This window comes from Mesorhizobium sp. U510, assembly GCF_059180695.1.
On the sequence record NZ_CP180532.1, the window covers coordinates 2,083,298 to 2,109,305 of the forward strand.

General features: G+C 57.6%; 19 protein-coding genes and 6 pseudogenes. 20 read left to right on the forward strand and 5 right to left on the reverse strand.

Annotation, left to right across the window (positions count from 1 at the left end; all coding sequences use genetic code 11):
* Nucleotides 1–2: 2 nt before the first annotated feature.
* The 6 genes and pseudogenes from ACLGL5_RS11915 to ACLGL5_RS11940 form a co-directional block, all read left to right on the forward strand.
* Nucleotides 3–1,004 (forward strand): ABC transporter ATP-binding protein, encoded by a 1,002-nt coding sequence (locus ACLGL5_RS11915; RefSeq protein WP_171903320.1) that lies wholly within the window; start codon nt 3–5, stop codon nt 1,002–1,004.
* Nucleotides 1,001–2,062, forward strand: coding sequence for an ABC transporter ATP-binding protein (locus ACLGL5_RS11920; protein WP_245307035.1), 1,062 nt, complete (start codon nt 1,001–1,003; stop codon nt 2,060–2,062). The genes ACLGL5_RS11915 and ACLGL5_RS11920 overlap by 4 nt, the downstream gene beginning before the upstream one ends.
* A 40-nt stretch (nt 2,063–2,102) precedes the next feature.
* The gene (locus ACLGL5_RS11925) at nt 2,103–3,506 is read left to right on the forward strand and encodes a CapA family protein (RefSeq protein ID WP_069091099.1); all 1,404 of its coding nucleotides are present in this window, start codon (nt 2,103–2,105) and stop codon (nt 3,504–3,506) included.
* Between the two features lie 317 nt (nt 3,507–3,823).
* Nucleotides 3,824–4,034, forward strand: a pseudogene (locus ACLGL5_RS11930) (IS6 family transposase); the annotation flags it as partial.
* Nucleotides 4,035–4,338: 304 nt separating this feature from the next.
* Nucleotides 4,339–5,550, forward strand: a complete 1,212-nt coding sequence (locus ACLGL5_RS11935; RefSeq protein ID WP_494372908.1) for an NAD(P)/FAD-dependent oxidoreductase — start codon at nt 4,339–4,341, stop codon at nt 5,548–5,550.
* A 108-nt stretch (nt 5,551–5,658) separates the two neighbouring features.
* Nucleotides 5,659–5,916 (forward strand): annotated as a pseudogene (locus tag ACLGL5_RS11940) (IS110 family transposase); the annotation flags it as partial.
* Nucleotides 5,917–6,079: 163 nt separating this feature from the next.
* On the opposite strand, the gene ACLGL5_RS11945 reads toward ACLGL5_RS11940, so the two are convergent.
* Together ACLGL5_RS11945 and ACLGL5_RS11950 are read right to left on the reverse strand one after the other, a co-directional pair.
* Entirely contained in the window at nt 6,080–6,865 is a 786-nt protein-coding gene (locus ACLGL5_RS11945) for an aspartate/glutamate racemase family protein (RefSeq protein ID WP_348628493.1), read from the reverse strand.
* 26 nt (nt 6,866–6,891) lie between these two features.
* A complete protein-coding gene (locus ACLGL5_RS11950; protein ID WP_210184868.1) occupies nt 6,892–7,758 on the reverse strand; it encodes a carbon-nitrogen hydrolase family protein in 867 nt (288 codons plus the stop codon).
* 172 nt (nt 7,759–7,930) lie between these two features.
* On the opposite strand from ACLGL5_RS11950, the gene ACLGL5_RS11955 reads away from it, so the two are divergent.
* The 11 genes from ACLGL5_RS11955 to ACLGL5_RS12005 all read left to right on the forward strand — a co-directional run bounded on the left by ACLGL5_RS11955 (nt 7,931) and on the right by ACLGL5_RS12005 (nt 24,377).
* Complete coding sequence (locus ACLGL5_RS11955; protein ID WP_069091103.1) at nt 7,931–8,914, forward strand: LysR family transcriptional regulator; 984 nt, start codon at nt 7,931–7,933, stop codon at nt 8,912–8,914.
* A gap of 477 nt (nt 8,915–9,391) precedes the next feature.
* Nucleotides 9,392–10,963 carry an ABC transporter substrate-binding protein gene (locus tag ACLGL5_RS11960; protein WP_171903246.1) on the forward strand — a complete coding sequence of 524 codons (1,572 nt, stop codon included), beginning with the start codon at nt 9,392–9,394 and terminating at the stop codon, nt 10,961–10,963.
* Nucleotides 10,964–11,134: 171 nt separating this feature from the next.
* Entirely contained in the window at nt 11,135–12,085 is a 951-nt protein-coding gene (locus tag ACLGL5_RS11965; protein ID WP_348628527.1) for an ABC transporter permease, read from the forward strand.
* A gap of 12 nt (nt 12,086–12,097) precedes the next feature.
* Nucleotides 12,098–12,979 (forward strand): ABC transporter permease, encoded by an 882-nt coding sequence (locus ACLGL5_RS11970; protein WP_083246923.1) that lies wholly within the window; start codon nt 12,098–12,100, stop codon nt 12,977–12,979.
* On the forward strand, nt 12,972–14,654 hold the full coding sequence (locus ACLGL5_RS11975; RefSeq protein WP_494372909.1) for an ABC transporter ATP-binding protein: 1,683 nt from the start codon (nt 12,972–12,974) through the stop codon (nt 14,652–14,654). Before ACLGL5_RS11970 ends, ACLGL5_RS11975 begins: the two co-directional genes overlap by 8 nt.
* A 647-nt stretch (nt 14,655–15,301) precedes the next feature.
* On the forward strand, nt 15,302–16,480 hold the full coding sequence (locus ACLGL5_RS11980; RefSeq protein WP_494372910.1) for a M20 aminoacylase family protein: 1,179 nt from the start codon (nt 15,302–15,304) through the stop codon (nt 16,478–16,480).
* A gap of 521 nt (nt 16,481–17,001) precedes the next feature.
* Nucleotides 17,002–18,774 carry a CocE/NonD family hydrolase gene (locus ACLGL5_RS11985; protein WP_069091107.1) on the forward strand — a complete coding sequence of 591 codons (1,773 nt, stop codon included), beginning with the start codon at nt 17,002–17,004 and terminating at the stop codon, nt 18,772–18,774.
* 757 nt (nt 18,775–19,531) lie between these two features.
* Complete coding sequence (locus ACLGL5_RS11990; protein WP_069091108.1) at nt 19,532–20,305, forward strand: enoyl-CoA hydratase/isomerase family protein; 774 nt, start codon at nt 19,532–19,534, stop codon at nt 20,303–20,305.
* A 3-nt stretch (nt 20,306–20,308) separates the two neighbouring features.
* On the forward strand, nt 20,309–22,429 hold the full coding sequence (locus ACLGL5_RS11995) for an acetate--CoA ligase family protein (RefSeq protein WP_069091109.1): 2,121 nt from the start codon (nt 20,309–20,311) through the stop codon (nt 22,427–22,429).
* Between the two features lie 305 nt (nt 22,430–22,734).
* A complete protein-coding gene (locus ACLGL5_RS12000; protein WP_069091110.1) occupies nt 22,735–23,595 on the forward strand; it encodes a hydroxymethylglutaryl-CoA lyase in 861 nt (286 codons plus the stop codon).
* Nucleotides 23,592–24,377, forward strand: a complete 786-nt coding sequence (locus ACLGL5_RS12005; protein WP_069091111.1) for a crotonase/enoyl-CoA hydratase family protein — start codon at nt 23,592–23,594, stop codon at nt 24,375–24,377. Before ACLGL5_RS12000 ends, ACLGL5_RS12005 begins: the two co-directional genes overlap by 4 nt.
* 148 nt (nt 24,378–24,525) lie before the next feature.
* On the opposite strand, the gene ACLGL5_RS12010 is transcribed toward ACLGL5_RS12005, so the two are convergent.
* Both ACLGL5_RS12010 and ACLGL5_RS12015 read right to left on the reverse strand, forming a co-directional pair.
* Entirely contained in the window at nt 24,526–24,678 is a 153-nt protein-coding gene (locus ACLGL5_RS12010; RefSeq protein ID WP_245307041.1) for an iron-sulfur cluster assembly scaffold protein, read from the reverse strand.
* A gap of 26 nt (nt 24,679–24,704) precedes the next feature.
* A pseudogene (locus tag ACLGL5_RS12015) lies at nt 24,705–24,947 on the reverse strand (iron-sulfur cluster assembly accessory protein); the annotation flags it as partial.
* Nucleotides 24,948–25,050: 103 nt separating this feature from the next.
* Between ACLGL5_RS12015 and ACLGL5_RS12020 the strand changes: the two are divergent.
* Nucleotides 25,051–25,128 (forward strand): annotated as a pseudogene (locus ACLGL5_RS12020) (iron-sulfur cluster assembly accessory protein); the annotation flags it as partial.
* A 23-nt stretch (nt 25,129–25,151) separates the two neighbouring features.
* Here ACLGL5_RS12020 and ACLGL5_RS12025 read toward each other — a convergent pair.
* Nucleotides 25,152–25,315: pseudogene (locus ACLGL5_RS12025) on the reverse strand (aldehyde dehydrogenase family protein); the annotation flags it as partial.
* A gap of 51 nt (nt 25,316–25,366) precedes the next feature.
* On the opposite strand from ACLGL5_RS12025, the pseudogene ACLGL5_RS12030 reads away from it, so the two are divergent.
* Both ACLGL5_RS12030 and ACLGL5_RS12035 read left to right on the forward strand, forming a co-directional pair.
* Nucleotides 25,367–25,477 (forward strand): annotated as a pseudogene (locus ACLGL5_RS12030) (aldehyde dehydrogenase family protein); the annotation flags it as partial.
* A gap of 265 nt (nt 25,478–25,742) precedes the next feature.
* Nucleotides 25,743–25,970 (forward strand): aldehyde dehydrogenase family protein, encoded by a 228-nt coding sequence (locus ACLGL5_RS12035; protein ID WP_245307043.1) that lies wholly within the window; start codon nt 25,743–25,745, stop codon nt 25,968–25,970.
* Nucleotides 25,971–26,008 lie beyond the last annotated feature (38 nt).

The window sequence follows — 26,008 nt, forward strand, 5'->3', positions numbered from 1 at the left end:
AGATGCATCAGACTGCAGGCAACGACGTACTTCTCGACGTTCGAGACCTTGAGACGCACTTTTACGGCGAGGAAAGTGTTACCCGCGCCTTGGGCGGCGTCAGCTTCCAGGTCAAAAAAGGAGAGACGCTCGGCGTCGTTGGCGAATCCGGATGCGGGAAGAGCGTCACTGCTCTCTCAATTCTTCGTCTGCTGCCGAAGCTGACTGCCAGGACTGTCGGTGGCGAGGTCCGCTTCCACGGACGCGACATCCTTGAGCTGCCGGAGCGGGAGATGCGAAAGATCCGCGGCGACCAGATCGCCATGATCTTCCAGGAGCCGATGACGAGTCTAAACCCGGTCTATACGGTCGGCCACCAGATCGCCGAGGTGGTGCAGATCCACACGAAGGCGTCCCACTCGGTGGCGATGGCAAAGGCCGAGGAGATGCTCCGTCTCGTCCGCATCGCGGATCCCGAGCGCCGGGTCAACAACTATCCCCACGAAATGTCTGGCGGGATGCGACAGCGCGCCATGATCGCCATGGCTCTCGCCTGCTCACCAGAACTGCTGATCGCTGACGAGCCGACGACCGCGCTAGACGTTACTATCCAGGCGCAAATCCTGCGGCTCATCGTCGCTCTGAAAGAGCGCACGGGAACGGCCGTTATGTTCATCACGCATGACCTGGGCGTTGTCGCCGAGACATGCCAGCGCGTGATCGTCATGTATGCTGGCCGGATCGTAGAACAAGCTAACGTGATAGATTTGTTTGCGCGCCCCGCACATCCCTACACTCAGGGTCTCATGCGCTCGGTGCCTGATCCGCGCCGCGGCCGGCAGCGGCGCCTTCCAGAAATCCCCGGCATCGTGCCAAACCTGCGCGAGCCTATTGTCGGGTGCAGCTTTGCGCCCCGCTGCCCGTTCGCTATCGATATTTGCCGCGAAAAGACACCCATCCTCCGTGATGTCGGGCTTGGCCACGCCGCAGCTTGCTGGCGCGCCGAAGAGGTGATGGGCGCATGAATGGTCCTCTGCTGAAAGTCGAGAATCTGACCAAGCACTATCCGCTTGGCTCGGGAATCTGCAAGAAAAACGTCCCGGTGATCCGGGCGGTGGAAGATGTATCCTTTTCGGTCGAGGCGGGCGAGATGCTTTGCATCGTCGGTGAATCCGGCTGTGGCAAGTCGACTGTCGCGCGGCTCCTGATGCGGCTTGTCGAGCCGACGGCAGGCCGCGTGCTGATTGACGGGACCGATATTGCGGGCCTTACGAAGGACGCGCTTCACGCTTGGCGCCGCCGGATGCAGATGGTCTTTCAGGATCCTTACTCGTCGCTGAACCCGCGCCTTACTGCCAGGCAAATCATCACCGAACCCGTCGAAAACTTTGAGCGTCTAAGCCGGAAGCAGCGCAACGCACTGGCATCGGACCTTCTTCGAAAAGTCGGAATGTCGCCTGAAATGATGCACAGGCTCCCATCCGAATTGTCGGGCGGTCAGCGCCAGCGGCTCGGAATTGCACGCGCCCTATCGCTTAACCCCTCTATCATCATCGCCGACGAGGCGGTGTCAGCCCTTGACGTTTCTGTGCAGGCACAGATCCTGAATCTCCTTCTGGATCTCCAGCAGCAGATGGACATCGCCTTCGTGTTCATCTCGCATGACCTCGGCGTCGTGCAGCATATCGCCCATCGCGTAGCCGTCATGTATCTGGGGCGGATCGTGGAACTCGCCCCGAGCGAGGCGCTCTTCGCCAAGCCGGTCCATCCCTACACTGAGGCACTGATCGCGGCAGCTCCAGTGCCGGATCCGACGCGGGTTCGGCTGGAGGTGCCCGTCGAGGGTGAGGTGCCAAGCCCGATCAACCCGCCGAGTGGGTGTGCGTTCCACCCACGTTGCCCGCTCGCGGTAGAGCGTTGCGGCATCGACGTACCGCCCTTGGTGCCGATGGTCGACGGCCGCGTCGTGGCCTGTCACGTGCGCGCTCCGGCCGAGGACAAATACAGTCGACTTGACGCCCAGGAGTTCGGGTTGCACACGCGGAAATCGGTCGTAACCGGTGGTAAGGCATTGAGGGGCTGACTAGTCACTGTTGAACGTTTGGTCATGAAAGGTGGAGCATATGGGATCTCTTGTTAATTCCAATCGGCCAGTTCAGGATGAGGAGCATGCCTTGGATACGGTTGGTTCGATTGCCACTCATGTGGAAAATGGCTTCACCATGGCTGCAGTCGGTGATCTTCTTTACGCGCGGCCCGTAACGAAGGGCTATCACCCAGGCCTTGCCGATGTTCTTAAGATCTTCCACGGAGCTGATGTGACGTTCGGCAACTTGGAGACAAACATCTTGGACGTTCAGTCCAAGGGATGCCCGCAGGCTGAGTACGGCGGTGCGTATTTGATCAGTGCCCCGGAGCTGGGAGGTGACTTGAGGTCAATGGGCTTCAACATGGTTAGTCGCGCAAACAACCATACACTTGATTGGGGCATAGAAGGCATGCGCGAGACGACCCGTGCGCTTGATGAGAACGGAATCACTCATGCCGGTGCGGGCGAGAATTTAGCACAAGCAGGGGCTGCTCGCTTTTTGGAGACCCCTCGCGGCCGCGTAGCGTTGGTGTCTTTTGCCACAACCTTCGAACCTATGGCTCGTGCTTGCGACCAGGCCGGCGAGGCGCCGGGCAGACCAGGGCTCAACCCTCTTCGCTTGGCGAAAAGCATTGTGGTCACGCCGGAGATGCTTGAAAACCTCAGGCAGGTGCGCGAGACACTTCCTTGGTATGCCCCCCCCCCGAAGGACGCCTCTCGTGTGGTAATTGGCGGCGTAGTCTTCAAAGCAGGGCAGAAAGCAGGATACAGCTTTGAACCCAATCCACGCGACGTCGACAATATTCTACGAAACGTGCGTAGAGGTAAGCAGTTCGCAGACTTCTGCATCGCCACGAACCACGGACACGAGCCCGGGGAATTCAGCCGCGATCCAGCGGACTATGAACAAACATTCGCACGCAAGACGATCGACGCCGGAGCAGATGCCTACATAAATCATGGGCCCCATCATGTTAGGGCCATCGAAATATACAAAGGCCGGCCCATCTTTTACGGACTGGGCAATTTCTTCAACGAAGACCTCAGAACGCCGGTTGGAGCCGACATGTTCGAGACATACGGGAAGGATCCGCGGGTCGATACCGACGCTGAGGTCACAGTCGATGAGGTGGCAAGAGGATATCCAACGCCAGAAGGATTTGTGTCAATCTCCGGCGCGGTCTACTATGAGAGCGTTGTCGCCGTCAGCCGCTATGAAGACAATCAGCTTGCTCAATTGCGGCTCTATCCAATCGAGCTCGGACGCTCGAAAAGACTAGCGAACCGAGGCGTGCCGCGGCTTGCCCCCGAACCGCAAGCAAAAGCTATTCTCGAGCGGTTGCAGACGCTTTCTAAGCCCTTTGGACCCCCAATCGAGATTGATAACGGTGTAGGATTGATCCGACTCCAGCCGGGCTCAGCCCAACGGAGCGTGTAGCAATTGCGCCCTGGCTGGGTGGTCTCTCGCGAAACTCGGCGTCCTCCGATCCTGCTCAGGTTCGCCCCGGTAGCTTCATTGATAAGGCCACATATGTCCCGAAACACCATTTCCCGCGTCCGCGCTCAAGGCGACGGCTTCTCCATAGGCACCGCGATCGGGCGCGCCACGCCGCCGCTGGCTTGTTGAACGCACTTTTAGCAGCGTTTTGGAGTATATCTCCGCCTATGTGCGGGAGATGGAGGCGATCGCTATGCGCCCCCGTCAGGATTTCTGAACGGTCTGCATGACGCTGCTCCTTTTTCCGCGAGTTTGTCATGTTCAAAGGCCGCTATTCTCATCGATCCGTGATACTCTGCGTTCGCTGGTATCTGCCCTACAATTGAAGTTTGCGCGATCTGGGATAGTCATCGTCGAGTGCGGCCTGAGCGTCAACCATTCGACTGTGCATCGTTGGGTCGTGCACTTCTCGCTCGCTATTAGACGGGATTCAACCGGCGCAATAGCATAGCCGGGACGTGCCATGTGACGAGACGCACATCAAGCGTCTCATCGTTTAAAGCTCGGCTTCATGTAACCAGCATCAGCCGCGATCATCCTAAACGGCGTCGATCCTTTACGCGTGGTTGGGCTCGGGTAAGACCTGCCCCTCACTCAGTCGTTGTATCAAAACATTTTCACTGCCGCTTTGCCCCGCGCACTTCGATCAAGCACTGAAGAATTATGGACCATTTGTTTCATGGGCCTTGGCAATTTGATGCCCTTATACGGGATCGCGACCTTAATGTTGCACGGGTTCTCCGAACAACCCGTCAGCGGTTAGGAACAAGTCATGAGTCGACGGATTGTTATTATCGGCGGCGGAGTCGTAGGTTGCAGCGTCGCCTGGCACCTGGCGGATGCCGGTGCGGGTGACGTCGTATTGCTTGAGCGCGAGCAACTGGGATCCGGCACAACTTGGCATTCAGCAGGCAATATTACTTGGAGCCCGGTACCGAGTCATGACTTAAGTGTGCTCTATGCCTTCGATACAATAGAGAGACTTGAGCGAGAAACTGGGCAGAGCACGGGGTGGCTGAAGACTGGGCGCTTGCATATCGCTCAAGACGCCGATGCCGTACGCAAGTATGAATCTTACAATCGTGAAGCCACAATACGAGACATTGCAGGGCGAATGCTCTCGCGCGAGGAAGTCGGTCGCGTGCATCCTCTGCTGGATCCGGCATCCGCTGCGGTCTTCTGGCTCAATCCTCTTTCCGGCCGCGTTAATCCCGCCGATCTTACCGCCGCTTACGCGCGCGGCGCTCGGCAACGCGGGGTTCGAATCGTCGAGAACTGCCGGGTAACCGGACTGGAAATCCGTAGCGGCCGCGTTGTCGGTCTTGGCACATCCACCGGCCCCATTGCCGCAGATGCCGTGGTTGTCGCGGGTGGACAGTGGTCTCGTCTACTCATGGCGACCAGCGGAATCGCCTTACCACAGTGGTCTTGCGAGCATTTCTACATCATCGCAGACGTAACACCGCGATTAGCGGCATCAACTCCATCCTTTGTGATGTCCGAGCACAGGATGTACGGTCGCGAGGAGGCGGGCGGCATGCTCGTCGGTTTCTTCGATGAGAACGCCAAGACGATTGATGCAGCAGCCCTACCCGATCCTTTTGCCTTCACCCTGCTCAATCCCGACTGGGACAAGATAGCGCCGTATTTCGAAAGCGCGATGGAGATTTTCCCGGTTTTGGCGGACGCACCCATTCGCCGCTTCATCAACGGCCCCGAATTATTCACCCCAGATGGATCACCCTTGATTGGGCCTTGGCCGGATGTCGAAGGACTGTTCCTTTGCACGGCTATGAATTCCGAAGGCGTCACTTGGTCGGCAATGGCAGGGCGCCTTACCGCCGAGCTTGTCACAGAGGCCAAGCCGAGCTTTGACACATCTCACTGCGCCCCTGCTCGCTTCGGCTGCAAGGCCGCCGACACCGCTTGGCTTCAGCGCCAGGTCTCGCAACATTCGGTAGATCCGTCCCAGCGCGTAGATTGATCCTAAGACCGTGTGTTCGCCTCCGCCGGTGAGGTGGCTCGCCCGACACTGCGCGTCCGAGGGTTGCTCGGGCGGTCCGAGCCGATCCTCATCGCAGGAGGACGAGCCGTGGCAGATTTTAGGGAAGCATTTGTCGGAATTGATCTCGCGAAGGCGAGGAACGCCATCGCGATTGCGGATGCTGGCCGGGAGGGAAAGGTTCGCTTCTTCGGCGAGGTCGACGCATCGAATACGAGCATGCGCCGAGTTATCCAGCGGATCGCCACCAAGTTCGACCGGGTGTATTTCTGTTACGAGGCCGGCCCGACCGGCTATGGTCTCTATCGGCTGATCCGTTCGCAACCATCGTTACAAGTCAGGTCCCCGTGGATCGCGAGAGGGCGGTGAACAGCCGGGGAACCCGGTGGTAGGCGACGGAGAAGTCTTCGCGGCATGCCTCGCCGGCTACCAACAAAGCCGGATCGATGCTGCTATGGCTTCCCTACTGAACCGCTCAAGGCCGTAGCCTGAACTACGTCCTGGCGATGGCTCATTGATCAACAGCGTTTTTGAAATCACCCCCTCGCCAAATTGGAACATGCTTCTGACCTAATGCCACCTTTAACGCGTAATGAGCCAGTAGGCGGGTCGAGTCCAAAATTGGCAAAGGCGATTGCTCGGCTGAGATAAGCAACGGAATCTCCGTGCAGCCGAGCACAACTGCATTGCAACCGTCCTTCTTTAATCTGCCAATAATATCAAAGTATTTTTGCCTCGTTGTTTCTTTCACTACGCCATTGCATAGCTCAGAAAATATTGTATTATGGATGTAATCACTATCTTCATAATTAGGCGAAATGGCTACGATATTTCTACGCCGAGCGGCCTCGTAGTACATGGACTTAGACATTGTCCATGTTGTGCCTAAGATACCGAGCTTCAAATAACCTTTCCGCACCGCCTCCGAGACGACCACATCGGCGATATGAAGTCCAGGTAGAGGCAATTCTCGGCCGGCCGACTCAAGGGCTAGGTGAGCGGTGTTGTCCGGGCATATGAAAAAATCACATCCTGCCGCCTTGAGACGTTTTGCCGACAACAGCAGTCTCGCACGGATCGGCTGTAGACTTTCAAGCTCCCAATCCGCCAAGCTAGCTCCCATGGGAATTACGCTCATTGTAACCTCGGGATGCATATGCTCCCCCAGTTCTGATGAGCCACGGTGGCAAATCTCTAGATAGCAGAGGGACGATCCTTCAGCGCTATGCGCGACAATCCCAATATGCTTCATTCTAACGCTCACTGTTGAGTTGGTCGAGGGGGCGAGCTGCGCCATGCCCGGCCGGCCGGTGAATGGGTCCGTTATCCAAGCTGCAAAGTAAGGTTTGAATAGTCGGCCAACCGGTCGGCGAGGAAGGGGTAGGTCCGGCGCGCCGCTTCGATCGCGGACCGGGTCACTGTCAACGTCTCGATGACTTCGCCGTCACCGAAGTGATGCGGTGACTGGGTTTGGTCGATCCAGGGTGGGCAGAGTATCGAACCCCCAAAATCCTGGCCGGCCCGGTTGACGCTCAACACATAAACCTGGTTTTCAAGTGCGCGCGTTATCACGAAATGGTGCCAGCTAACGTAAGTTAGATCCCGCGCATAGGCGCCGCAGTGGAGTAGTAGATCTACGCCATGGTCGACGCACAGCGTGCGGCTCAGCTCCGGTATTCGAATATCGTAGCAAATGATCGGCGCAACGCGAAACCCGGAAACGTCAAAGACGAAAATATGGTCGCCGCTGCTGAAGAATTCCTTTTCCATAGAGGCACCGAATTGGGCAGTGTGGAGCTTTGCATAGGCACCGCGACGTTCTCCGTCCGGGCCAACGACCACCTGTGTGATCTGGCGGAGGCCATCGGTGACGACGGGAAGGCCATAAGCAATCGTTACGCCGAAGCGCTCCGCCACGGCGCGCCAGGTCTTGAAGCTCAGGCCATCAAGCGGCTCCGCCAAAACGTCCAGGGCCTCGAAGGCTTCGCGAGAGTATTCGATGCTCGATAGTTCGGGGAGGACAACGAGATCGATGGGCTCCGGCTCGCGCGACAGCCGGTTCGAGACCATTGCGGCGGCACGTGCCAGATGCCTGTCGCGCTCAGCGGGATTGCGGGTTGGCGGGACGAAAATCTGGTAGGCGAGCAGCCGAAGTCCCGGCTTGGGGCTTTGCGCAATCATCTTCTGCATATCCGTTTGTTACGCCCCTATCCGCCGTGTTGGCGGTGTAGGAACGGCCGCCTTTCCCGAATTATCGAAATTTCTCGCGTCGAATCCGCAGGTGGGCCTGTCCTGATGATCGGAATGCTTGGCCCTCCCGCAGCATTGCGTCCAACATTTCTTTGGCATAGATTGATCGCGAATGAACAACAATATCACCCTCAGGCATTTGCGGGCGTTCGTCGCGATCGCGGATTTCGGTGGGTATACCGCAGCGGCCCGCTCCTTGAACATCGCTCAATCAGCCTTAAGCCGAACGATAATGGAGATCGAGGAGGAACTGGTCACCCGCCTTTTCGAGCGTACGACAAGGAGGGTCGTGCTTACGGCATCCGGCGAGCAGCTATTGAAGAGCGCGCGGCGTGTGCTCGAGGAATTTGAAAGCGCGTTATCACGGTTCCAGCTCTACCAAAACGGACTCGATGGAGTCGTGAGCTTAGGAGCACTTTCTTCGGTTGCGTCCATCATACTGCCCGCGGTCATTTCCGAATTCAGGAAAACCAGGCCTCACGTCAGAATGTCGGTGAAGGATGGCTTCGCGAACGAGGTGGTTCGATATGTGTCCGATGGACACGTCGATTTTGGCATCACTTCCTTTCCGAAGGTGAAAAAACAGCTGATTTGCGAACAGATCGCGGCGGATGATCTGCTGTGCATCTGCTCAAAATCTCATAGGTTTGCGGGCATGGATATGGTGTACTGGAATGACTTGGCTGGCGAAGACTTCGTCGCATTTGATCCTGGGAGCAGCATTCGCACTTCGGTGGATCGCGCACTGCAAATTGCCGAAATCCAAATTGGGACCATCACAGAGGCTCGTGACATTGGCACGGTTGCGGGCCTCGTTTCCGCCGATATAGGCGTATCCGTGGTGCCAAGCCTTGTCTTGCCCATGATGCAGTTTGGTGAATTCACCCAAAAAAAATTGGTGGGTCCTGTAGTCGAACGCGAAATCTACCTTGTGTACGATCCGCAGACAACGCGTCCTCCAGCCGCAGAGATTTTCATGGACATGTTACGACAAGGCGCGAAGCATGGGTTCCCAATTCCGAACGGGACGAGATGGGTGGATGATGGTCCGACCCAACTTCGGCGGAGCAGTTTAGGCGGCAGTTCCCCTGTTTGAAGGCTTAGGTCGGACAGGGGCTCAGGCTGCGCGTCAAGACGGAAAATCGCCGTCTTGGAGACACTGTCTCTGACGGGACACTACAACGCACCACGGCTGAAAGTGCTGTCCCTTTTGCGCACGACTTCCTGACCTGTTTCTGCGGCTTGGCGGCGCCCTGGTTAAGTGCCCATCAATAGCGGCTTAGCGGTGACGCGCCGCGATGTTACCGAACGTGGCGTGTCGTTCTGACGGGGAGCCGTCCGCGGAGCCCACAGAGCCATCCATGCGGCAACCGTAAGCTCTTAAAGGGCGACATTATTGCCCATTCGCGATTGATCCATGCCCAAAAAATACTAGACGTGTGACAATCCTCGGACGAACCTGCGAAAAATGGGAATGCCAGCGCGCTTCTCGGGGCGACCGGTCGAAAAGCATTAAAGACATCAACGAGGTGTCACAAAGGGAGGTATCAACATGTCTGTGAGGAACAAAGGAATGGGTCGTTTCCATGCTTCTCGCCGCGAATTCCTCAGCGGCGCGGCTGCCTTGGCCGGGGCCGCTGGCATCAGTTTTATCCTGCCGAAACCCGGGATTGCCAATGCGGCCGAACCCACGAAGGGAGGCTTGATGAAGTTCGGCATGTCCAATGGATCCCAGACTGACACACTCGATCCCGCGACCTGGCCAAGTAGTTTCACAGTTTCAGCGCTCGGCGGATCGATGTGCAATAATCTGACTGAGATTCTCCCCGACGGCTCCGTCGTGCCCGATTTGGTCGAGAGCTTTGAACCTTCAGGGGGTGCTACCAAATGGGTCTTCAAGCTGCGCAAGGGTGCGACTTTTCACAATGGCAAGGATGTCACCCCTGCGGACATTATTGAATCTATGCGACACCATATGGGCAAGGATAGCCAGTCCGCCGCGAAGGCCGTGCTGGAACAGGTTGGATCGATCGAGGCGGACGGCAAGGACACTGTCGTCGTCAAGTTGAACAGCGGCGTCGCCGACTTCGCTTACCTTCTCGCCGACTGGCACCTGGCAATCATGCCGGCCAAGGCTGAGGGAGGTTTGGACTGGACTGCAAAGATCGGGACTGGTCCATTCGTACTTGAGCACTTTGATCCTGGTGTGAACGCCAAGCTGAAACGAAATCCAAACTACCACAAGGACGGAAAGCCATATTTCGACGAAGTTGAGTTTATCGTCATCAGGGACGCAGTTGCCCGCACCAATGCACTTGTCACCGACGTGGTCCAGTATATGGAGCAGGTCGATACCAAGACCATCAACTTGTTAAAGCGCAACCCGGACATCGCGGTTCAGATGGTTCGCAGTGCGGTTCACAATTCGTTCGATATGAACACACAGGTAGAGCCATTTAACAATAATGATGTTCGCTTGGCTCTGAAGCACGCGATTAATCGCGAGGAGATCTTACAAAAGGTATATTTCGGCACGGCCCAAGTCGGCAACGATAACCCGCTGAGCCCGTCGATGCCGTTCGCCATCGATCCCCAGCCGCAACACAAGTACGATATAGCGAAGGCAAAGGAATATCTGAAGAAGGCTGGGTACGAGAAATTGAAAGTCGATTTGTCGGTAGCGGAGAATAGTTTCTTTGGGTCCATTGAGGCCGGTACTCTGTTCAAGGAGCAAGCTGCGAAGGCTGGCATCGAAATCAATTTGATCCGTGAGAGCGACGACGGCTACTATGATAAAGTGTGGTTGAAGAAGCCCTTCGTTTCGGTAGAGTATTTCGGTCGGGCAACTGCCGACTGGCTCTTCACTCAATTCTATGAGTCAGGTGCTGCCTGGAATGCGACAAAGTTCAGCAACAAGCGGTTCGACGAGATCCTGGCCGCAGCCCGCGCCGAAACCAACCAAGCCAAGCGCTCCTCTCAATATGCGGAAATGCAGCAGATCCTTCACGACGAAGGCGGCGCGATCGTAGTTGCGTTCCTGAACTACATCAGTGGCGTTTCCAACCGGGTTGGTTTCGATACCGTCGGCGGTGTGTTCCCGATGGACAACGGGAAGGCCTCTGAGCGTTGGTGGCTGAACGCATAGTGCAAATCGAACTGTCCTCGAGCGCCTGAGGCTTCAGGCGCTCGCCAAACAATAGGGTGGGTCGATGATACGATTGCGCCAAGCAACCATTTTGAGGCCCGCTGCTTTAGTTGTGTGCCGAGGACCCCTTCCCAACCTGGTATTTACTATATGATGTCGCCTCTTGCCCGAATGATCATTTCTCGGCTGTTCCTTGGCAGTTTGACGCTAGCAGCTGTCTCGATGATCATCTTTTCGACCGTCAGCATGCTTCCAGGCAACTTTGCCACCGCGATCTTGGGTCAGTCCGCCGCCCCGGAAACAGTTGCGGCTTTTGAGTCTCACCTCGGCTTAGATCAGCCCGCCACGACTCGTTATTTTAAATGGGTCGGCGGCTTCCTTCATGGTGATCTTGGCGAATCTTTATCGTCCAATCCAGGTGAGCCTCGGTTCGTCGCCGACATCGTTTCTTCGGGCCTCCGCAATACTTTGCTGCTGGCCGGCGTGACGGCGCTCATTGCAGTCCCACTTTCGATCGCCCTCGGCGTCCTTTCCGCACTTTATCGGGGCACCACCTTCGACCGCCTAGTGAATGGGGTTTCGCTAACCACGATCTCAGTTCCAGAATTCTTTATAGCGTATATCCTGCTCATTTTCCTGGCCGTAAGACTGCGCTGGCTGCCGACACTATCCAATGTCAGCGACGGTATGAGCTTCGTCGAGTGGGTCCGGCTTATGATCCTGCCGGTTTCCACCCTGACGCTCGGGATTGTTGCCCATATAATGCGCATGACCAGGTCGGCGATTATCGGCGTGTTGTCCAGGCCCTATATCCACATGGCAAAATGCAAGGGTGCTTCCCCAGCACGAGTCATCCTGCGCCACGCCTTGCCCAATGCTTGGGCACCCATTGCTAATGTCGTTGCCGTGAACCTGGCTTATCTAGTAGTGGGGGTCGTGGTGGTGGAGACGGTCTTTGTCTATCCCGGGATAGGCCACACAATGGTGGATGCAGTGCGCTCACGTGACATACCGGTAGTACAAGCATGCGCACTGATATTTGCGAGCGCCTATATTCTCCTAAATCTCCTTGCGGACATAATCGCAATTTCGACTAACCCCAAACTGCTTCACCCGAGGTGACGGATGGTGGAGATGCCCAACACAATCGAACGCTCTTCGCTCGCCGAGCCCACCCCCGGGCGGCGCAGCAGGTTCAGCTATGCGCTTCGAAGAGCGCCGCTCAACGTCAAGCTCTGCTTCGCCATCGTCGCGGTCTACCTTTTCGCCGTTCTTTTTACGGGCCTGATTGCTCCTTTCGGCGAATCCGAATTGGTCTCTCCCGAGCCATTCGCGCCTTGGAACAGCGTGAATCTGCTTGGAACGGATCAGCTCGGCCGGGACGTCCTCAGCCGGCTGATCTACGGCGCGCGTAATTCCATTGGTATCGCCGTGGTGACAACCACTATCGCCTTTTTATTGGGCGGCACGCTAGGCACCATTGCCGCACTATTCCGCGGATGGGTGGATCAAGTCGTCGCACGCGTGATTGATGTCTTCATGGCGATTCCGCAGCTGATCTTCGCGCTGATGCTGCTGTCCATCTTCGGAACATCGATCCAGAATCTGATTATTATCATTGCGGTTCTCGATTCAACCCGAGTTTTTCGGCTCGCCCGCGCACTGGCCATGAACGTAGCGGTGACAGACTACGTAGAGGCCGCACAGCTGCGGGGAGAAAGCCTGCTATGGCTCATCGCTCATGAGATATTGCCCAACATTCGCCCTATCTTGGTGGCGGAATTCGGGTTGCGCTTCTGTTTTGTTTTCCTGACGATCTCTTCGCTGTCATTCCTGGGCCTTGGCGTCCCGCCGCCGATGGCGGACTGGGGCTCCATGGTGCGTGAGAACGCGAGCCTTATTACCTTCGGCGACCTCACGCCGCTGGTTCCTGCGACGGCCATCGCAGTGATCACCGTAGCTATCAACTTCATCGTCGATTGGTACTTGCAGATCAGTGGTGCTTCCAATGGCTGAGTGGATTACCACAACCATGCAGATGGAATTTTCACCGGATGGAACTGAACGCGGTCCCGCGCTGCTCACCATACGCAATCTCGTCATCAATGGCCTCGTCGACGATGCCGTTGTTCCAATTCTGCGTGGCATTGACCTTGACGTTAATCGGGGCGAGGTTGTCGGGCTGATTGGTGAGTCCGGTGCCGGAAAATCGACCCTTGGATTGGCAGCACTGGGCATAGTGAACGAAGGCTGCATACTCGTCGATGGAAGCATCACTTTCGACGGTATCGACCTCCGCAACAGCCCAGAATCCGTAAAACGTGACCTACGCGGCGCACGCATCGCCTATGTCGCGCAAAGCGCCGCCGCATCCTTCAACCCCGCGCACAAGCTGATCGATCAGGTGGTCGAAAGTGCGGAGATTTACAAGACCGAATCGCGCAAGCGAGCCGTTGAAAAAGCGATAACCTTGTTCGGTGGGCTTGCCCTCCCGGACCCCACTCGTATCGGCGAACGATACCCTCACCAAGTCTCAGGTGGCCAGCTGCAGCGCCTAATGACGGCGATGGCAATGAACTGCCGGCCGGACCTCATCATCTTCGACGAGCCGACCACAGCCCTGGATGTGACAACGCAGGTGGAGGTTCTTACCGCCATTCGCAATGTCGTCCAAAAGTTCGGAACAGCGGCCATATACATTAGCCACGACTTGGCCCTTGTCTCGCAAATGGCCCACCGCATCGTGGTCCTGAAGGATGGTGTGAAGGTTGAGGAAGCCGAGACGCGACGCATGCTGGCGGCGCCCGAGCATCCCTATACGAGGACCCTCTGGGCGGTCCGCTCTCTTGAAAAACCGCCCGCCAGCGCGGCTCCCCCGATACTCGATATCCGGCATATCAACGCGGCCTACGGTCAGCTCCGGGTACTGGAGGATGTCAGCCTTACGGTACCGCGCGGCCACACTGTTGCGGTAGTCGGCGAGTCCGGTTCAGGCAAGTCAACCCTGGCTCGGGTAGTCTGCGGTTTGATGGAAGTACAGCAAGGCGAGGTAGTGTTTGATGGCGCTCGGCTGCCACCTTTGCGAGGAGCGCGTAATGCCGATGTCCTGCGTCGTATCCAGCTGGTCTACCAATCCGCCGACACCTCACTCAACCCCAGCCATACAGTTCGCAAGCTGCTCTCGCGTCCGCTGCGACTCTACTGCGGACTGAAGGGGTCGGCCGCCAATCAGCGTGCGAACGAGCTGCTCGACATGATCGAGTTGAGCGGAGCGTATATCGATCGCTACCCTTCGGAGCTCTCCGGCGGGCAGAAGCAGCGCATCTCCATCGCTCGCGCGTTGGCGGCCAATCCCGACTTGATCGTCTGCGATGAAGTGACTTCGTCCCTCGATCAAGTGGTACAAGAGGGCATCCTGAAGCTGTTGATTTCACTCCAGAAGGAGCTGTCGATCTCGTATCTCTTCATTACGCATGATCTCGCCGCCGTGAATGCGATTGCGGACGAAGTCGCTGTCATGCACCGTGGTCGAGTGGTTAGAGTCGGAGAGAAGAATACCGTTCTCTCGCCGCCGTTCGACAACTATACGCAACTGTTGATGAGTTCGGTGCCGCAGATGGATCCAGAATGGCTAGATAGCGTGATCCAGAATTGTGCCGGCGTGATCATGCCGGCACGATTTGGAAAGTAAGCGGCTTCAGACCACAGGCGTGAGGTTTGGCTTTGTACTGTGGGACCAAGCAGGAGGTCGTCAATCGGGCTGTTGCAATGGCCGTTGACCATCCTGGTCTAGCACGAATTGATGTCGCGAAGCTGAGGAGCGCGATTGCGTATGCGGGCGGGCGGGCGGAGAGAAGTCCGCTTCTTCGGCGAAGTCGACCCGTCGGCCGCAAGCATATGCCAAGTCATTCGGCCGATTACCTCAAGCGTCCATCGTCCATCGTCCATCGGGTGCATTTCTGCTATTGAATTGAGCTCCGCCAGCACTTGCCGCGCCATCCTTGATGGAACGTTCAGGGCCGAGCGCTTCCACGATAGCGGTTCGGTGGTCGCTGCCGCTATCCGCAGCCTACATTTCACACCGCGCCGCATCGTTGCATCCATGTTGCAACAGCAAAGGCAGATTGGCGCAAATCTCTCGTTCTCATGTGTCATCATCGTCAAGTTCGGACTCAAGAATTCTACAGCGATTGAACGAAGTTAAGAATTGAAGTTTGATTGTGATCCCGCGTTGAGCAGGGGTTCAATTCATCCCGCTGTCCTTTCCCACCAGATCGCCGTTGGAGAAGGACATCGAGACGGCTCAGCGGAATGAGTCTAAAAAGGGTCTAATGCAACATGAGAAGTGTTGAAGCTTTCGGCGGGGATCTGCAGCGCGAGGTAACCGAGTGGCGCCGATACCTCCATGAAAATCCAGAACTCGACTTTCAAGAACACAACACAGCGAGGTTCGTGACCGAGAAACTGGCATCCTTCGGTATCAATCACATCGAAACGGGGATAGCTGAGACCGGCATCGTCGCAGTGATTCAGGGCGAAGGCGGAGACGGGCCGACGATCGGGCTGAGAGCGGACATGGATGCCCTGCCAATCGTTGAGGCGTCAGGCAAACCCTGGTCGTCGAAAAGCCCGGGCATAATGCATGCGTGCGGCCATGACGGTCATACGGCTATGTTGCTGGGCGCAGCGAAATACCTGGCGTCTACGCGCAAGTTCAAGGGCTCGGTTGCCTTGATCTTTCAACCGGCAGAAGAACCAGAATTCCCAACAGGCGGCTTTAAGATGGTTCAGGAAGGAATCATGGACCGCTTCGGCATATCCCAGGTTTTTGGCATGCATAGTTGGCCGGGCTTGGAGGTGGGCAAATTCGCCATCTGCCATGGCTCGATCATGGGATCGCAAGACGACTTCGATATCATCGTGAAGGGCAGGGGTGGCCATGCGGCCGACCCGCATTGGACCATCGACCCCGTTGTCATTGCAGCACAGATCATTCTAGGGCTGCAAACCCTGGTCTCGCGCAAGACCGATCCTCTGGACTCGCTGGTGATCTCCGTCACCAAGTTGAGCGCGGCCCAGGCCTACAACGTTATCCCCGATCAGGTCGAAATCGCCGGAACGGTCAGGACCCTAGCATCCGGCCTGCGAGACTTCGCCGAGCAAGAGATTTTGGTATCCGCTCAGGGTATCGCGCGCGGGTTCGGCGCGGATATCGAGTTCAGGTACCTTCGATCCGTTCCAGCGACCTTCAATCACGCGGAGGGGACCGATCTGGCGATCCAGGCGGCACGCAGTCTAGTCGGGTCTGCATCCGTGGTTGACAAGATGAAACCAAGCATAGGAGCGGAGGATTTCGCCTACATGCTTGAGGCGCGGCCTGGCGCATATATTTTCCTTGGCAATGGACCGACGGCTCAGTGTCATAACCCAGCGTATGATTTTGACGACCACGCCCTGCCTTACGGCATCGGCTATTGGGTCAATCTGGTAGAGACAGTGCTGCCCATTGGGCGGTAGCCCGACCGATTTGTTGATCCATCCTGACGTTTTTGCGCGCGAAGCAGGTCTTCAGCGGAAGCTATTCCTGGGAGGCTCATGAGGCTTTGGAGACTCTATGGCACGCTGCAAAACAAAGCGCCCAGCACGCCTTTTCTTCAAGGGATTCATCCTGTTGGCGGCGGCCGGGGTGAAGATCCGCGAGGGAAAGCGGGGCGCTGCCGGGCGCCATGCGACAAGGGCTGCAGCGCTTTTTCGTCAGGTGGCGCTTCTGCCGAGCCGGCCCGTTGAGGCCGCACTCGGAATGATCGCGTCCGGTTTTTGATCAGAATGCCGTCCGGTAATCGTCGGGATCTGCAAACGCAAATGCCTGACGGGCAAAATTATTTGTCCCATTTGCGATCAATCCATGCCCACAAAATGTTGGACGCAGTCCTGTATAACGCGCCAATCGTTCCTATCGTCAGAATGAGCCTGACCTGCAGATCGGACGCGAGAATTTCGACTGCATTCGGGAAAGACTTCAGGATAAGGAGAACTGTATGAGTCTCTCTCGTCTGGGGACGCCAGATTCGATCCTCGGGTTGGCTCTCGATGGCGTTGCTGCGATGCGCTGCGAAGTCGGACCGGTGGAATCGACATACGTGACGATGCGCGACGGCGTGAAGCTCGCCTTGGATGTCTCCCGCCCATTAGGCAAGTATTCCAGCACTAGTTGTGATACTATTTTGATTATGACTCGCTACTGGCGCGGGGTCAAAGGGGAGCCGTCCAACCAATTTGCCGACCAATTTGTACCGCACGGTTATGCCGTTGTCGTTGGAGATGTTCGCGGCACCGGGGCATCTTTCGGAGTGTGGCCTTACCATCGCGCCCGCGATGAGACATTGGATTTTAGCGAAGTGCTCGACTGGATCGTCGCGCAGCCTTGGTCCACTGGCCGAGTTGTGGGCTACGGATTATCTTACACCGCCATTACAGCCGACTGGATGGCGGAGCGAAACCATGTTGCGCTCAAGGGGATTATTCCACGATTTCCAGACTACGATCCGTATGAAGACGATTACTACCCTGGAGGAGTGCCTAATGCCTTCATAGGGCAAACTTGGGGCAACCGGGTCAAAGATCTCGACCGCAATCTGTGGATGCTTGCGGACGGCGAGAAATCGCCGGGCGTGCGTCCAGTCGGCTCTAACGGTGAGGCGGAGCTTGACGCGGCTCTGCGCGATCACGAGCGGGTTCCGTCTGTTTGGGAGGGATTTCGGCAGGTGGCGTTCAAGGACGATCGTCCTCCGTCCTGGGGGGGGGCCTCCATGCTTGACTGGAGTATTCAGGAAGTAGCGGACACAGTGGATAGCTCAGCCACTCCAACCCAGACCTGGGCGGGCTGGTTCGATGGAGGCACAGCCCAAGGGGCCGTTCGTCGTTTCCTGCGGCAGTCATATCCCATGAACGTGATCATCGGTCCGTGGAACCATGGCGGCGACATTCCTTACGATCCCCTCCACGACCCCGGTGAGACGATCCTTCCAACGACGCCGACGCAGCAGGCAAACGACATCCACTTTGCGGACGCCTGCTTTAGCGGTCAGGCCGGCCACGAGCAGGTGAAGATCCTCCATTACTACACCCTCGGTGAAGGCGCTTGGAAATCGACGCGCTCATGGCCGCCCCGCGCCGTCCGCCGTCGATGGCACATGGCTAGTGGCTTCCGGCTAAGCGCATTGCCTGGCGAGACGGGCTTCGACTCGCTCCAGGTAGATCCTGCTTTGGGTGAGGTCACATCAAATCGGTGGGCCACTGGCAACGACTACGGCAGAGTGAATTATGGAGATCGACGACAGTTAGACGCCGCTCGCCTCGCCTACACGAGCGAGCCGTTGGAGCGGGACCTCGAGATAACTGGACATCCAGTGGCCCACCTGAACGTCACTTCGACCCGCGAGGACGGCGCTTTTTTTGTGTATCTTGAAGCCGTAAAGCCTGACGGAGTGTCGGTTTATCTCACGGAAGGCCAGCTTCGCGCTCTGCACCGGAAGGTGTGGGCCGACTCACCATTCCGCGCGCTTGGACCGCAGCATAGCTACCTGAGCCGCGACGCCGAACCGCTGACCCCGGACGAGGCGGCCGTGCTGACTTTCACTTTCCACCCAATCTCTGCCCGCATCCCGGCAGGCTACCGCCTGAGGGTGTGTCTCGCTGGCAGCGACAGGACCACGTTTGCTAACATCCCTGCGGAAGGCACGCCGCCGTTCCTCAAGTTTCATCGTGGCCCCGCAGGCTGTTACGTCGACCTGCCGATTATTGAGCCCTGAACAGAAGGCCGATATTACTAATGTTCACCGAACCGAGACCGCAGTGTTCCGTGCGAAAGGGCTCTGACGCATAGGCGGAACGGCCCGGTTGGCAAAGGCAATCGTTGTGCAAATCGGGTCGGACAGTGCAGTCATACGTCCGGCCTGTCGTCGCGGTCATCGACCACTGGCCATGATGATTTCCGCGTGCCAATTGCCTAATCACTTTGGCGCGCCCGAGGCCGCGCTGCGTCAGACGGTTTGATCGGCATCGAGTCGTGACTCACAGGGCCGGTTCGACCCCATCGTGCGCGAAAAATTAACGAGCCTAGCAGGCGCAAACTCGGGATCGGCTTCCTTCGCCAAAGCTTGCCGCCGCCACGTACAGATCAGGCCAAGTCGAAACCTCAAAGCGCTGCTAACCACCGCGCCTGGCGCGAAAGCCTTGACCAGAATCTTCGCGCGATTATCAACGACCATCGCCGTCGCCGCTCCGGCTCCGCCAGCAAAACGGCATGCATGGATCGCTCAATGCACTCTTTAAGTCCAGTCCTAAGAGCGCAAACTCACAAACTTGCGCGTCAATTCGCAAGGCGGTCACCGCCTGCCTATAAAGGGAGTGGGCGGCGGCGGTAATATCCGCCGCAATCCGCGATCGCGACGAATGCCCGCAAACGGTATCGTTGCCCATTCGCGATCAATCTATGCCGACAAAGTGTTGGACGCGCAATAATTTTTTAGCGAAGTGTCGAGAAGCAGCGTCTTAAAGAGATCATCCATGAGCGAAATCGTTACAAAGCAAGAAAACCAAGCTCTTCACATCATTTTCAATCGACCTGAACGGTTAAATGCTGTCAACGAAGCCCTGTATCAACAAACGCTAGACGCACTGAATCGGGCCGCCGAGGATCCCAGTGTCCGATGCGTGGTTATTTCCGGAAACGGCCGGGCGTTCTGCGCCGGTGCCGATATGAAGGCCCATAAGTCCGGTGTTCGAACGCGGGAAGATCGCGAGGCCTATATCGTGCTCGGCCAGCGCGTGTGCGAACGGATTCAAACGATGAGTAAGCCTGTCGTTGCCGTGGTGCATGGTTACGCTGTTGGCGGAGGGGCCGAAATCGCAACCTCAGCCGATTTTCTTATCATTGCCGAAGATGCCCAGCTCGGGTTTCCCGAACTCGCCATCGGCACTTACGTGGGGGGGGGCGTGACGCTCCGACTTCCCCGGTTGATTGGGTTAAGACACGCTTCGAATCTTTTGATGCTGGGCGACAGGATATCCGGCGCGAGATGCCTGGAGATAGGCTTAGCAACAGAGTCTCCACCAGCGGATCAGCTGCAGGAGCGCACATCCGCGTTGGTGGAGCGCATCGTCAAAAATGCTCCAATACCAATGGCGCGCCTTAAGGCCGCGATCAATGTTCAACCAAGCGCCGAAACTGTTTTCCAAACAGAGACCGATGGGGTCTTGGGGATGATGGAAACCAAAGATTGGGCAGAAGGCGTCGCCGCCTTCGCGGAGCGTCGCTCCCCACGTTTTGAGGGAAAATAGAAAATGAATACCCACACCAAAGCATCTGCGGTGAGCCGCATAGTCGAGCCGCGTTCCGTCGCGATCATCGGCGCGTCAGCGAACCCGGATAAGCGCGGCTATCATATGATCAACGCCCTTCAAAAGGCTGGCTACAGTCATCCCATCTTGCCGGTTAATCCGAGGGGAGGGACGATTCTCGGATTGGACGTCTGCAGTGACATCGCTTCACTTCCTAACGGCGTCGATTTGGCAGTGATTATTCGACCAGCGGAAGAAGTGCCTGACATCCTTATTCAATGCGGCAAAAAAGGCATTGCGGGCGCGGTGGTCGTCGCGCATGGATTTGGAGAGTGGGGCGACAAGGGCTCTGCGACGGAAAAAAGATTGCGTCAAGCCCTGGCGACGAGCGGTGTTCGAATCATTGGGCCGAACACATCGGGGATGCTGAATTGCACAGCGCAAGCGGATCTAATCGGCTTGCCTGAACTGCCGCCAACGGGGCCCATTAGCGTCGTCACGCAAAGTGGCGGCATGATCCTGACGCTACTGGAGGATAACCGCTCGATTAACGGCCCGGGTTTCGATGTCATCTTCGGACTCGGGAACCAGGCTGACGTCGGATACGACGAACTGATTGAAGAGCTTGGACAGCGTGAAAGCACCCGATCGATTGCTATTTACAACGAGGGCTTCACGAACGGGCGGCGCTTCGTCGAGGCGGCCGGGCGAGTCAGTCAACACTGTCCGATTGTGATGCTCCGTGGAGCGCGATCAATCGAAGGTGGAAAGGCGGCGCTTTCCCACACAGGTTCGATCGCCGGGTCGGATGAGATCGCGTCGAGGGTGTTGCCTCAACAGGGCGTTATATTAGTTGATCGATCTGATGAACTTCTACCTATTGCTGCGCTTCTTGCGACTGCCTCTCTTCCCAAGATGCAAACAGGGGTAGCGGTTTTAACTGATGGCGGTGGTCACGCTACACTTGCCGTGGATGCACTATCCCGTGCTGGGGTGCCTTTAGCGTCACTGTCGGAGGACACCAAGGCCAGATTGCGAAAGGTGATTGGCGAGGAGGCAACCGTCGGAAATCCGATTGACGTTTACAGCGCCATCGATGCCCTGCCAGACGTTTTCCCGAAGTGCATCGAAATTCTAGCAATGGATCCACACATAGGGCTTGTTTTAACAATTGGAATGTTCGGCGGTTACCATATTAGATTCAACCAGACCCTCCTAGACGGTGAAAATCTAGCCGCTGAGCGGATCGTTGCTTTCAAAAAAACCACCAGCGTTCCACTGATATTTCATAACTGCTATGCGACTCGCATGCTTAAGAGCGACGACATCTTAAGAGAAGGCGGGATCCAGGTTTTCCCGTCGCTGGATTGGGCTATCGCTGGCACCAGGGCATTGTTTGAAAGGGCGAACTGGCTTTCCAAGAAAAACTTCCTTGACCGGGGGGTAACATCCAAGGGCAAACGCGTTGCCGTTCCCAGCGGGCTGTCAGCGGAGACGACAGCCCGAGAGATATTGCAGGACCTCGGGGTCCATACCGGGAAATGGTCGGCTGCAAGCGATGCTCAGTCGGTAGAAGCGGCCATCTCCAAATTTGCCACGCCTTGTGCGGTCAAGCTGGACTCGTCTTTGGTGGTACACAAATCTGACGTCGGTGGCGTGCATCTCGGTGTAACTCGAGAATCTGCACGCTCTGCCGCAGTCGGCATCACAGAGGCCATGGCTTCCCAGGTACCTCCGGTGACTGACTTCGGTTTCATCGTCGCGCCTATGGTGAATAACGGCGTAGAATTATTCGTAGGTGCCACCAACGATCCGGTCTTCGGCCCGGTGATCGTGTTCGGTTCCGGGGGCGTGCTGGTCGAGGCGGTCAAGGACGTGAGCTTTCGCGCTGCACCGCTTTCTCCTATGGAGGCTTTGGACATGATCAACGAGACGCGTGTCGCGAAACTCCTCGACGGTTTCAGGAATTATCCGAAAGTCGACAAGCGATCCCTCGCCAACTTCATCTCGTCCGTGTCCAACGCAATAATGAGCATGGAGAACCTTGCCGAACTCGACATCAATCCAATCATCGCCACCGAAGGCGGTATCTACCCCGTAGATGTGAGGCTGGTCGGGCAATAATCTGCAGCGCTAGAGGCGAGACTAAGGGCTCAATTCTTTTCATGCGCAAAGATTAACGCCAAAAAAGAACTTCTGAACGCCCCGCCCGGAAGGGTTACTGGGAGTTCCTGATTACTGAATCAGCCTCATTGCGCGCTTCTAGTCGGAATATATGAAGCCCCAAATGCATGGCGTGTTCGCTTAGAGCATGGAGGGCAATACCTTGCCAGGTGACATTACATCAACTAGCTTTATGAAGACTTGGCCCGCCAGCTGCAAGCGCCACCGCTCCTGGTTTACGTGTCTCGAGCGGCAGGCCTGACCCGATGGGGGAATTCGTCCGCATCTTCGAGATGGGACCGCGCGACGGTCTGCAGAACGAGAAGCGCCTCGTGCCGGCCGCGGAAAAGACTCGGCTCGTCGACATGCTGTCGGACTGCGGCTTGCAAAAGATCGAGGCGACCTCCTTCGTGTCGCCGAAATGGGTGCCGCAGATGGCCGATGCGATGGAGGTCATGGCCGGCATTCGGCGTGCGCGCGGCGTCGTCTACGCTGTCCTGGTCCCCAACCTGAAGGGCTATGCGGCGGCGAGGGCGGCGAAGGCTGATGAGGTCGCCGTCTTCGCGTCGGCCTCCGAAACCTTCAGCCGCATGAATATTAACTGCTCCATTGCCGAGAGCGTCGAGCGTTTCCGTCCAGTGCTCGCTGCGGCTGCCGCCGACGGCATTCCGGTGCGAGGCTATGTCTCCTGCGTCACAGACTGCCCTTACGAAGGCCCGACACTACCGGCAACCGCCGCGAGGGTCGCGGCCGAACTGTTTAAAATGGGTTGCTATGAGATTTGCCTGGGCGACACAATCGGCCACGGGACGCCTGCAACCATCGGGGCCATGCTCGATGCCGTGCTGAAAGAGGTACCGCCCGAAAATCTTGCCGGACATTACCATGACACAAAAGGATGGGCACTCGACAACATCCTGGTGAGTCTGGAAAGAAGCCTGCGCACCTTCGACGCGGCGGTCGGTGGCCTTGGCGGTTGCCCCTTCGCGCCAGGCGCCAAAGGCAATGTCGACACGCTCGCCGTGGCCGCCATGCTCGCCGGGAGGGGTTATGAAACAGGCCTCGATATGGGGCGACTGGATGAGGCGGCACGCTTCGCGCGCGGCTTGAGAGAGGAGCGGCCATGAACTTCGAGACCATCCGCGTCACGACGGATGAGATAGGCGTCGCTACCTTGACGCTCGCACGCCCAGACAAACACAACGCCATGTCGGGACAGATGATCGCCGAACTCGCGAGCGCCGCTGAAGTGCTCACCAATGACGACAAGGTGCGGGCGGTGGTGCTGACGGGCGAGGGCGACAGCTTCTGTGCCGGCGCCGATCTCGCCTGGATGCGGACGCAGGTCTCCGCCGCGCGTGACGAGCGAATCGCAGAGGGCAATAAGCTGGCACGGGTTCTTCGCGCGCTCAACGAATTGCCCAAGCCGCTGATCGGCCGCATCAACGGTCAGGCATTCGGTGGCGGTCTCGGCCTGATGAGCGTCTGCGACGTCGCAGTCGCCGTCGACACCGCGAGGTTTGGCTTCACCGAGGTCCGGCTCGGTCTCATCCCTGCGACGATCTCTCCCTATGTTCTGGCTCGGATGGGAGAGGGCCGAGCAAGGCGGGTGTTCATGTCAGCCAGAGTATTCGACGCCAACGAAGCCTGCGAGCTTGGACTGATTTCAAGTGCCGTGCCACCGGCCGACCTGGGGGCGGCGGTCGAAGCCGAGATCCGGCCCTATCGCTCTGCCTCGCCGCAGGCGGTCGCCGCCTCAAAGGCCCTCGCACGTCGACTTGGGCCGGCAATCGACGACGCGATCATTTGCGAGACGGTCGCACTTCTGGCCGATGCGTGGGAAACCACCGATGCCGCCCAAGGTATCGCAGCCTTCTTCGATCACCGCAGGCCGCGTTGGCAGGCGTAGTGCTGGCCGGGAGCCGTTCGTGGTCAGCAGGAGCGACGAACGTCGAATTGCCAACGCCGCCGGCGTATCTTTGCGCCTGGCCGCTCAACCCCCGGCGGGGGCTAATCCGGCAACTGTTTTGAACGGCAGATCCTCGCACGTGGCACCGTCACCGTGACGAGATTATCCCCGGCCCACTGCCGCAGGCGACGGCGCCGACCTCGGCTGCACCATTGGGGGTGTCCAGAGCGCCGACGTTGTTTGGGTTGATGAAATAGACCTTGTCGCTGAAGAGGTAAACGTTGTCGGTGTCATCCCGCATGGCGCCGATCCTTGTCGTTATGGCGGCTAGCCGAAGGACTTGCCGCAGGCGCATTTGTCCCGCGCATTGGGATTGTCGAAGACAAAGCCCAGGACTCCCGGTCCGTGACGAAGTCAACGGTCATGGCGGCGAGATGGGGCTGGGAGTTTGCGTCGACGAACACCTTGAACCCGTCCGTCTCCATGACGGCATCCCTCTCGCGCGAGACGCTTTCCAGACCCATCAAGGTATTTGAGACCGGCGCAGCCGCCCGCCTCGACCATGATGCGTAGACATAGCGCCAAATCCGATAACCACTTGTGGCAAATGGATTTCCTCTCTGGGACGTTCTGTGCAGCGTGGCTTGCGAACGCATTAGCAAGAAAATAGTCCATGATCACGCTCACTGAAAACGCCGTCGCCGCCGTCAAGGCCGCGCTTTCCCGCGCCGACGAACCGGCGGAAGGCTGGCACCAAGCCGGCTTTCCCGATGGCGCGAGGGCGAACATTGCACCTGCCACGAGCGCCGTCTGTTCAGCAGGTTTGAGCACGATCGCGCAGCCCGCCGCCGGGCGGGCGAGATCTTGCGCGCCGCCATCGACGCTGGGAAATTCCAGGGCGTAATTGTGCCGACGACAGCGATTGGCTGCCTGATCACCGGCCCAGCTCCAGGCGTCGTCAACCTGGTCTATGCGTCCGAAGGCTGCTCATGCGCCAGTGCTCGGATCAGTTCGAGAAGGTCAGCCTCGAGTTCGGCGGCAATGCCCCGTTCATCCTGTTCGACGACGCCGATGTCGACGCTGCGGTTGACGGCGCGATCCAGGCGAAGTTCCGTAATGCCGCCCACACTTGCGTTTCGGCGAATCGTCTTTATGTCGTCGTGGAGAAAGTCCGGCACTTATCGGTTGGCGGCGGCTTCGCTTCCGGTGGACATCGGACCGCTCATCGACATGCATGCTTTGGCCAAGATCGAGTCCCACATCGCAGATGCCGTTGCCAAAGATGGCACAATTCGATGCGGGCCGAACATATGGGCAAGGATGGCACGTGTTTAAACCCACAGCCTCACCGAAATCTCCAGCATAATGGCGGTTGCGCAGGAGGAAACTTTCGGCCGTTGGCGTCGATCATCCGCTTCCACGATGCGGATGAGGTTGTCTATGGCAAACGACGGGATTTACGGGCTCGCCGCCTATTTCTATGCCTCGAACCTAAAGCGTGTCTGGCGCGTGGCCGAGGCATTGGAACATAGCATGGGTTGGCATCAACACGGGGCGGTATGTCTTCGGAAGCGGCGCCCTTTGGCGGCATGAAGCGGAAGCGGCGTCCTTTGGCGGTTTCGCAGATCAGG

What these genes read in the sequence shown, in the direction of transcription:
- ACLGL5_RS11915 (WP_171903320.1), top strand. Translation starts at nt 3, where the DNA reads ATGCATCAGACTGCAGGCAACGACGTACTTCTCGACGTTCGAGACCTT.
- ACLGL5_RS11920 (WP_245307035.1), top strand. Translation starts at nt 1,001, where the DNA reads ATGAATGGTCCTCTGCTGAAAGTCGAGAATCTGACCAAGCACTATCCG.
- ACLGL5_RS11925 (WP_069091099.1), top strand. Translation starts at nt 2,103, where the DNA reads ATGGGATCTCTTGTTAATTCCAATCGGCCAGTTCAGGATGAGGAGCAT.
- ACLGL5_RS11935 (WP_494372908.1), top strand. Translation starts at nt 4,339, where the DNA reads ATGAGTCGACGGATTGTTATTATCGGCGGCGGAGTCGTAGGTTGCAGC.
- ACLGL5_RS11945 (WP_348628493.1), bottom strand. Translation starts at nt 6,865, where the DNA reads ATGGCGCAGCTCGCCCCCTCGACCAACTCAACAGTGAGCGTTAGAATG.
- ACLGL5_RS11950 (WP_210184868.1), bottom strand. Translation starts at nt 7,758, where the DNA reads ATGCAGAAGATGATTGCGCAAAGCCCCAAGCCGGGACTTCGGCTGCTC.
- ACLGL5_RS11955 (WP_069091103.1), top strand. Translation starts at nt 7,931, where the DNA reads ATGAACAACAATATCACCCTCAGGCATTTGCGGGCGTTCGTCGCGATC.
- ACLGL5_RS11960 (WP_171903246.1), top strand. Translation starts at nt 9,392, where the DNA reads ATGGGTCGTTTCCATGCTTCTCGCCGCGAATTCCTCAGCGGCGCGGCT.
- ACLGL5_RS11965 (WP_348628527.1), top strand. Translation starts at nt 11,135, where the DNA reads ATGATCATTTCTCGGCTGTTCCTTGGCAGTTTGACGCTAGCAGCTGTC.
- ACLGL5_RS11970 (WP_083246923.1), top strand. Translation starts at nt 12,098, where the DNA reads ATGCCCAACACAATCGAACGCTCTTCGCTCGCCGAGCCCACCCCCGGG.
- ACLGL5_RS11975 (WP_494372909.1), top strand. Translation starts at nt 12,972, where the DNA reads ATGGCTGAGTGGATTACCACAACCATGCAGATGGAATTTTCACCGGAT.
- ACLGL5_RS11980 (WP_494372910.1), top strand. Translation starts at nt 15,302, where the DNA reads ATGAGAAGTGTTGAAGCTTTCGGCGGGGATCTGCAGCGCGAGGTAACC.
- ACLGL5_RS11985 (WP_069091107.1), top strand. Translation starts at nt 17,002, where the DNA reads ATGAGTCTCTCTCGTCTGGGGACGCCAGATTCGATCCTCGGGTTGGCT.
- ACLGL5_RS11990 (WP_069091108.1), top strand. Translation starts at nt 19,532, where the DNA reads ATGAGCGAAATCGTTACAAAGCAAGAAAACCAAGCTCTTCACATCATT.
- ACLGL5_RS11995 (WP_069091109.1), top strand. Translation starts at nt 20,309, where the DNA reads ATGAATACCCACACCAAAGCATCTGCGGTGAGCCGCATAGTCGAGCCG.
- ACLGL5_RS12000 (WP_069091110.1), top strand. Translation starts at nt 22,735, where the DNA reads ATGGGGGAATTCGTCCGCATCTTCGAGATGGGACCGCGCGACGGTCTG.
- ACLGL5_RS12005 (WP_069091111.1), top strand. Translation starts at nt 23,592, where the DNA reads ATGAACTTCGAGACCATCCGCGTCACGACGGATGAGATAGGCGTCGCT.
- ACLGL5_RS12010 (WP_245307041.1), bottom strand. Translation starts at nt 24,678, where the DNA reads ATGCGGGATGACACCGACAACGTTTACCTCTTCAGCGACAAGGTCTAT.
- ACLGL5_RS12035 (WP_245307043.1), top strand. Translation starts at nt 25,743, where the DNA reads ATGGCGGTTGCGCAGGAGGAAACTTTCGGCCGTTGGCGTCGATCATCC.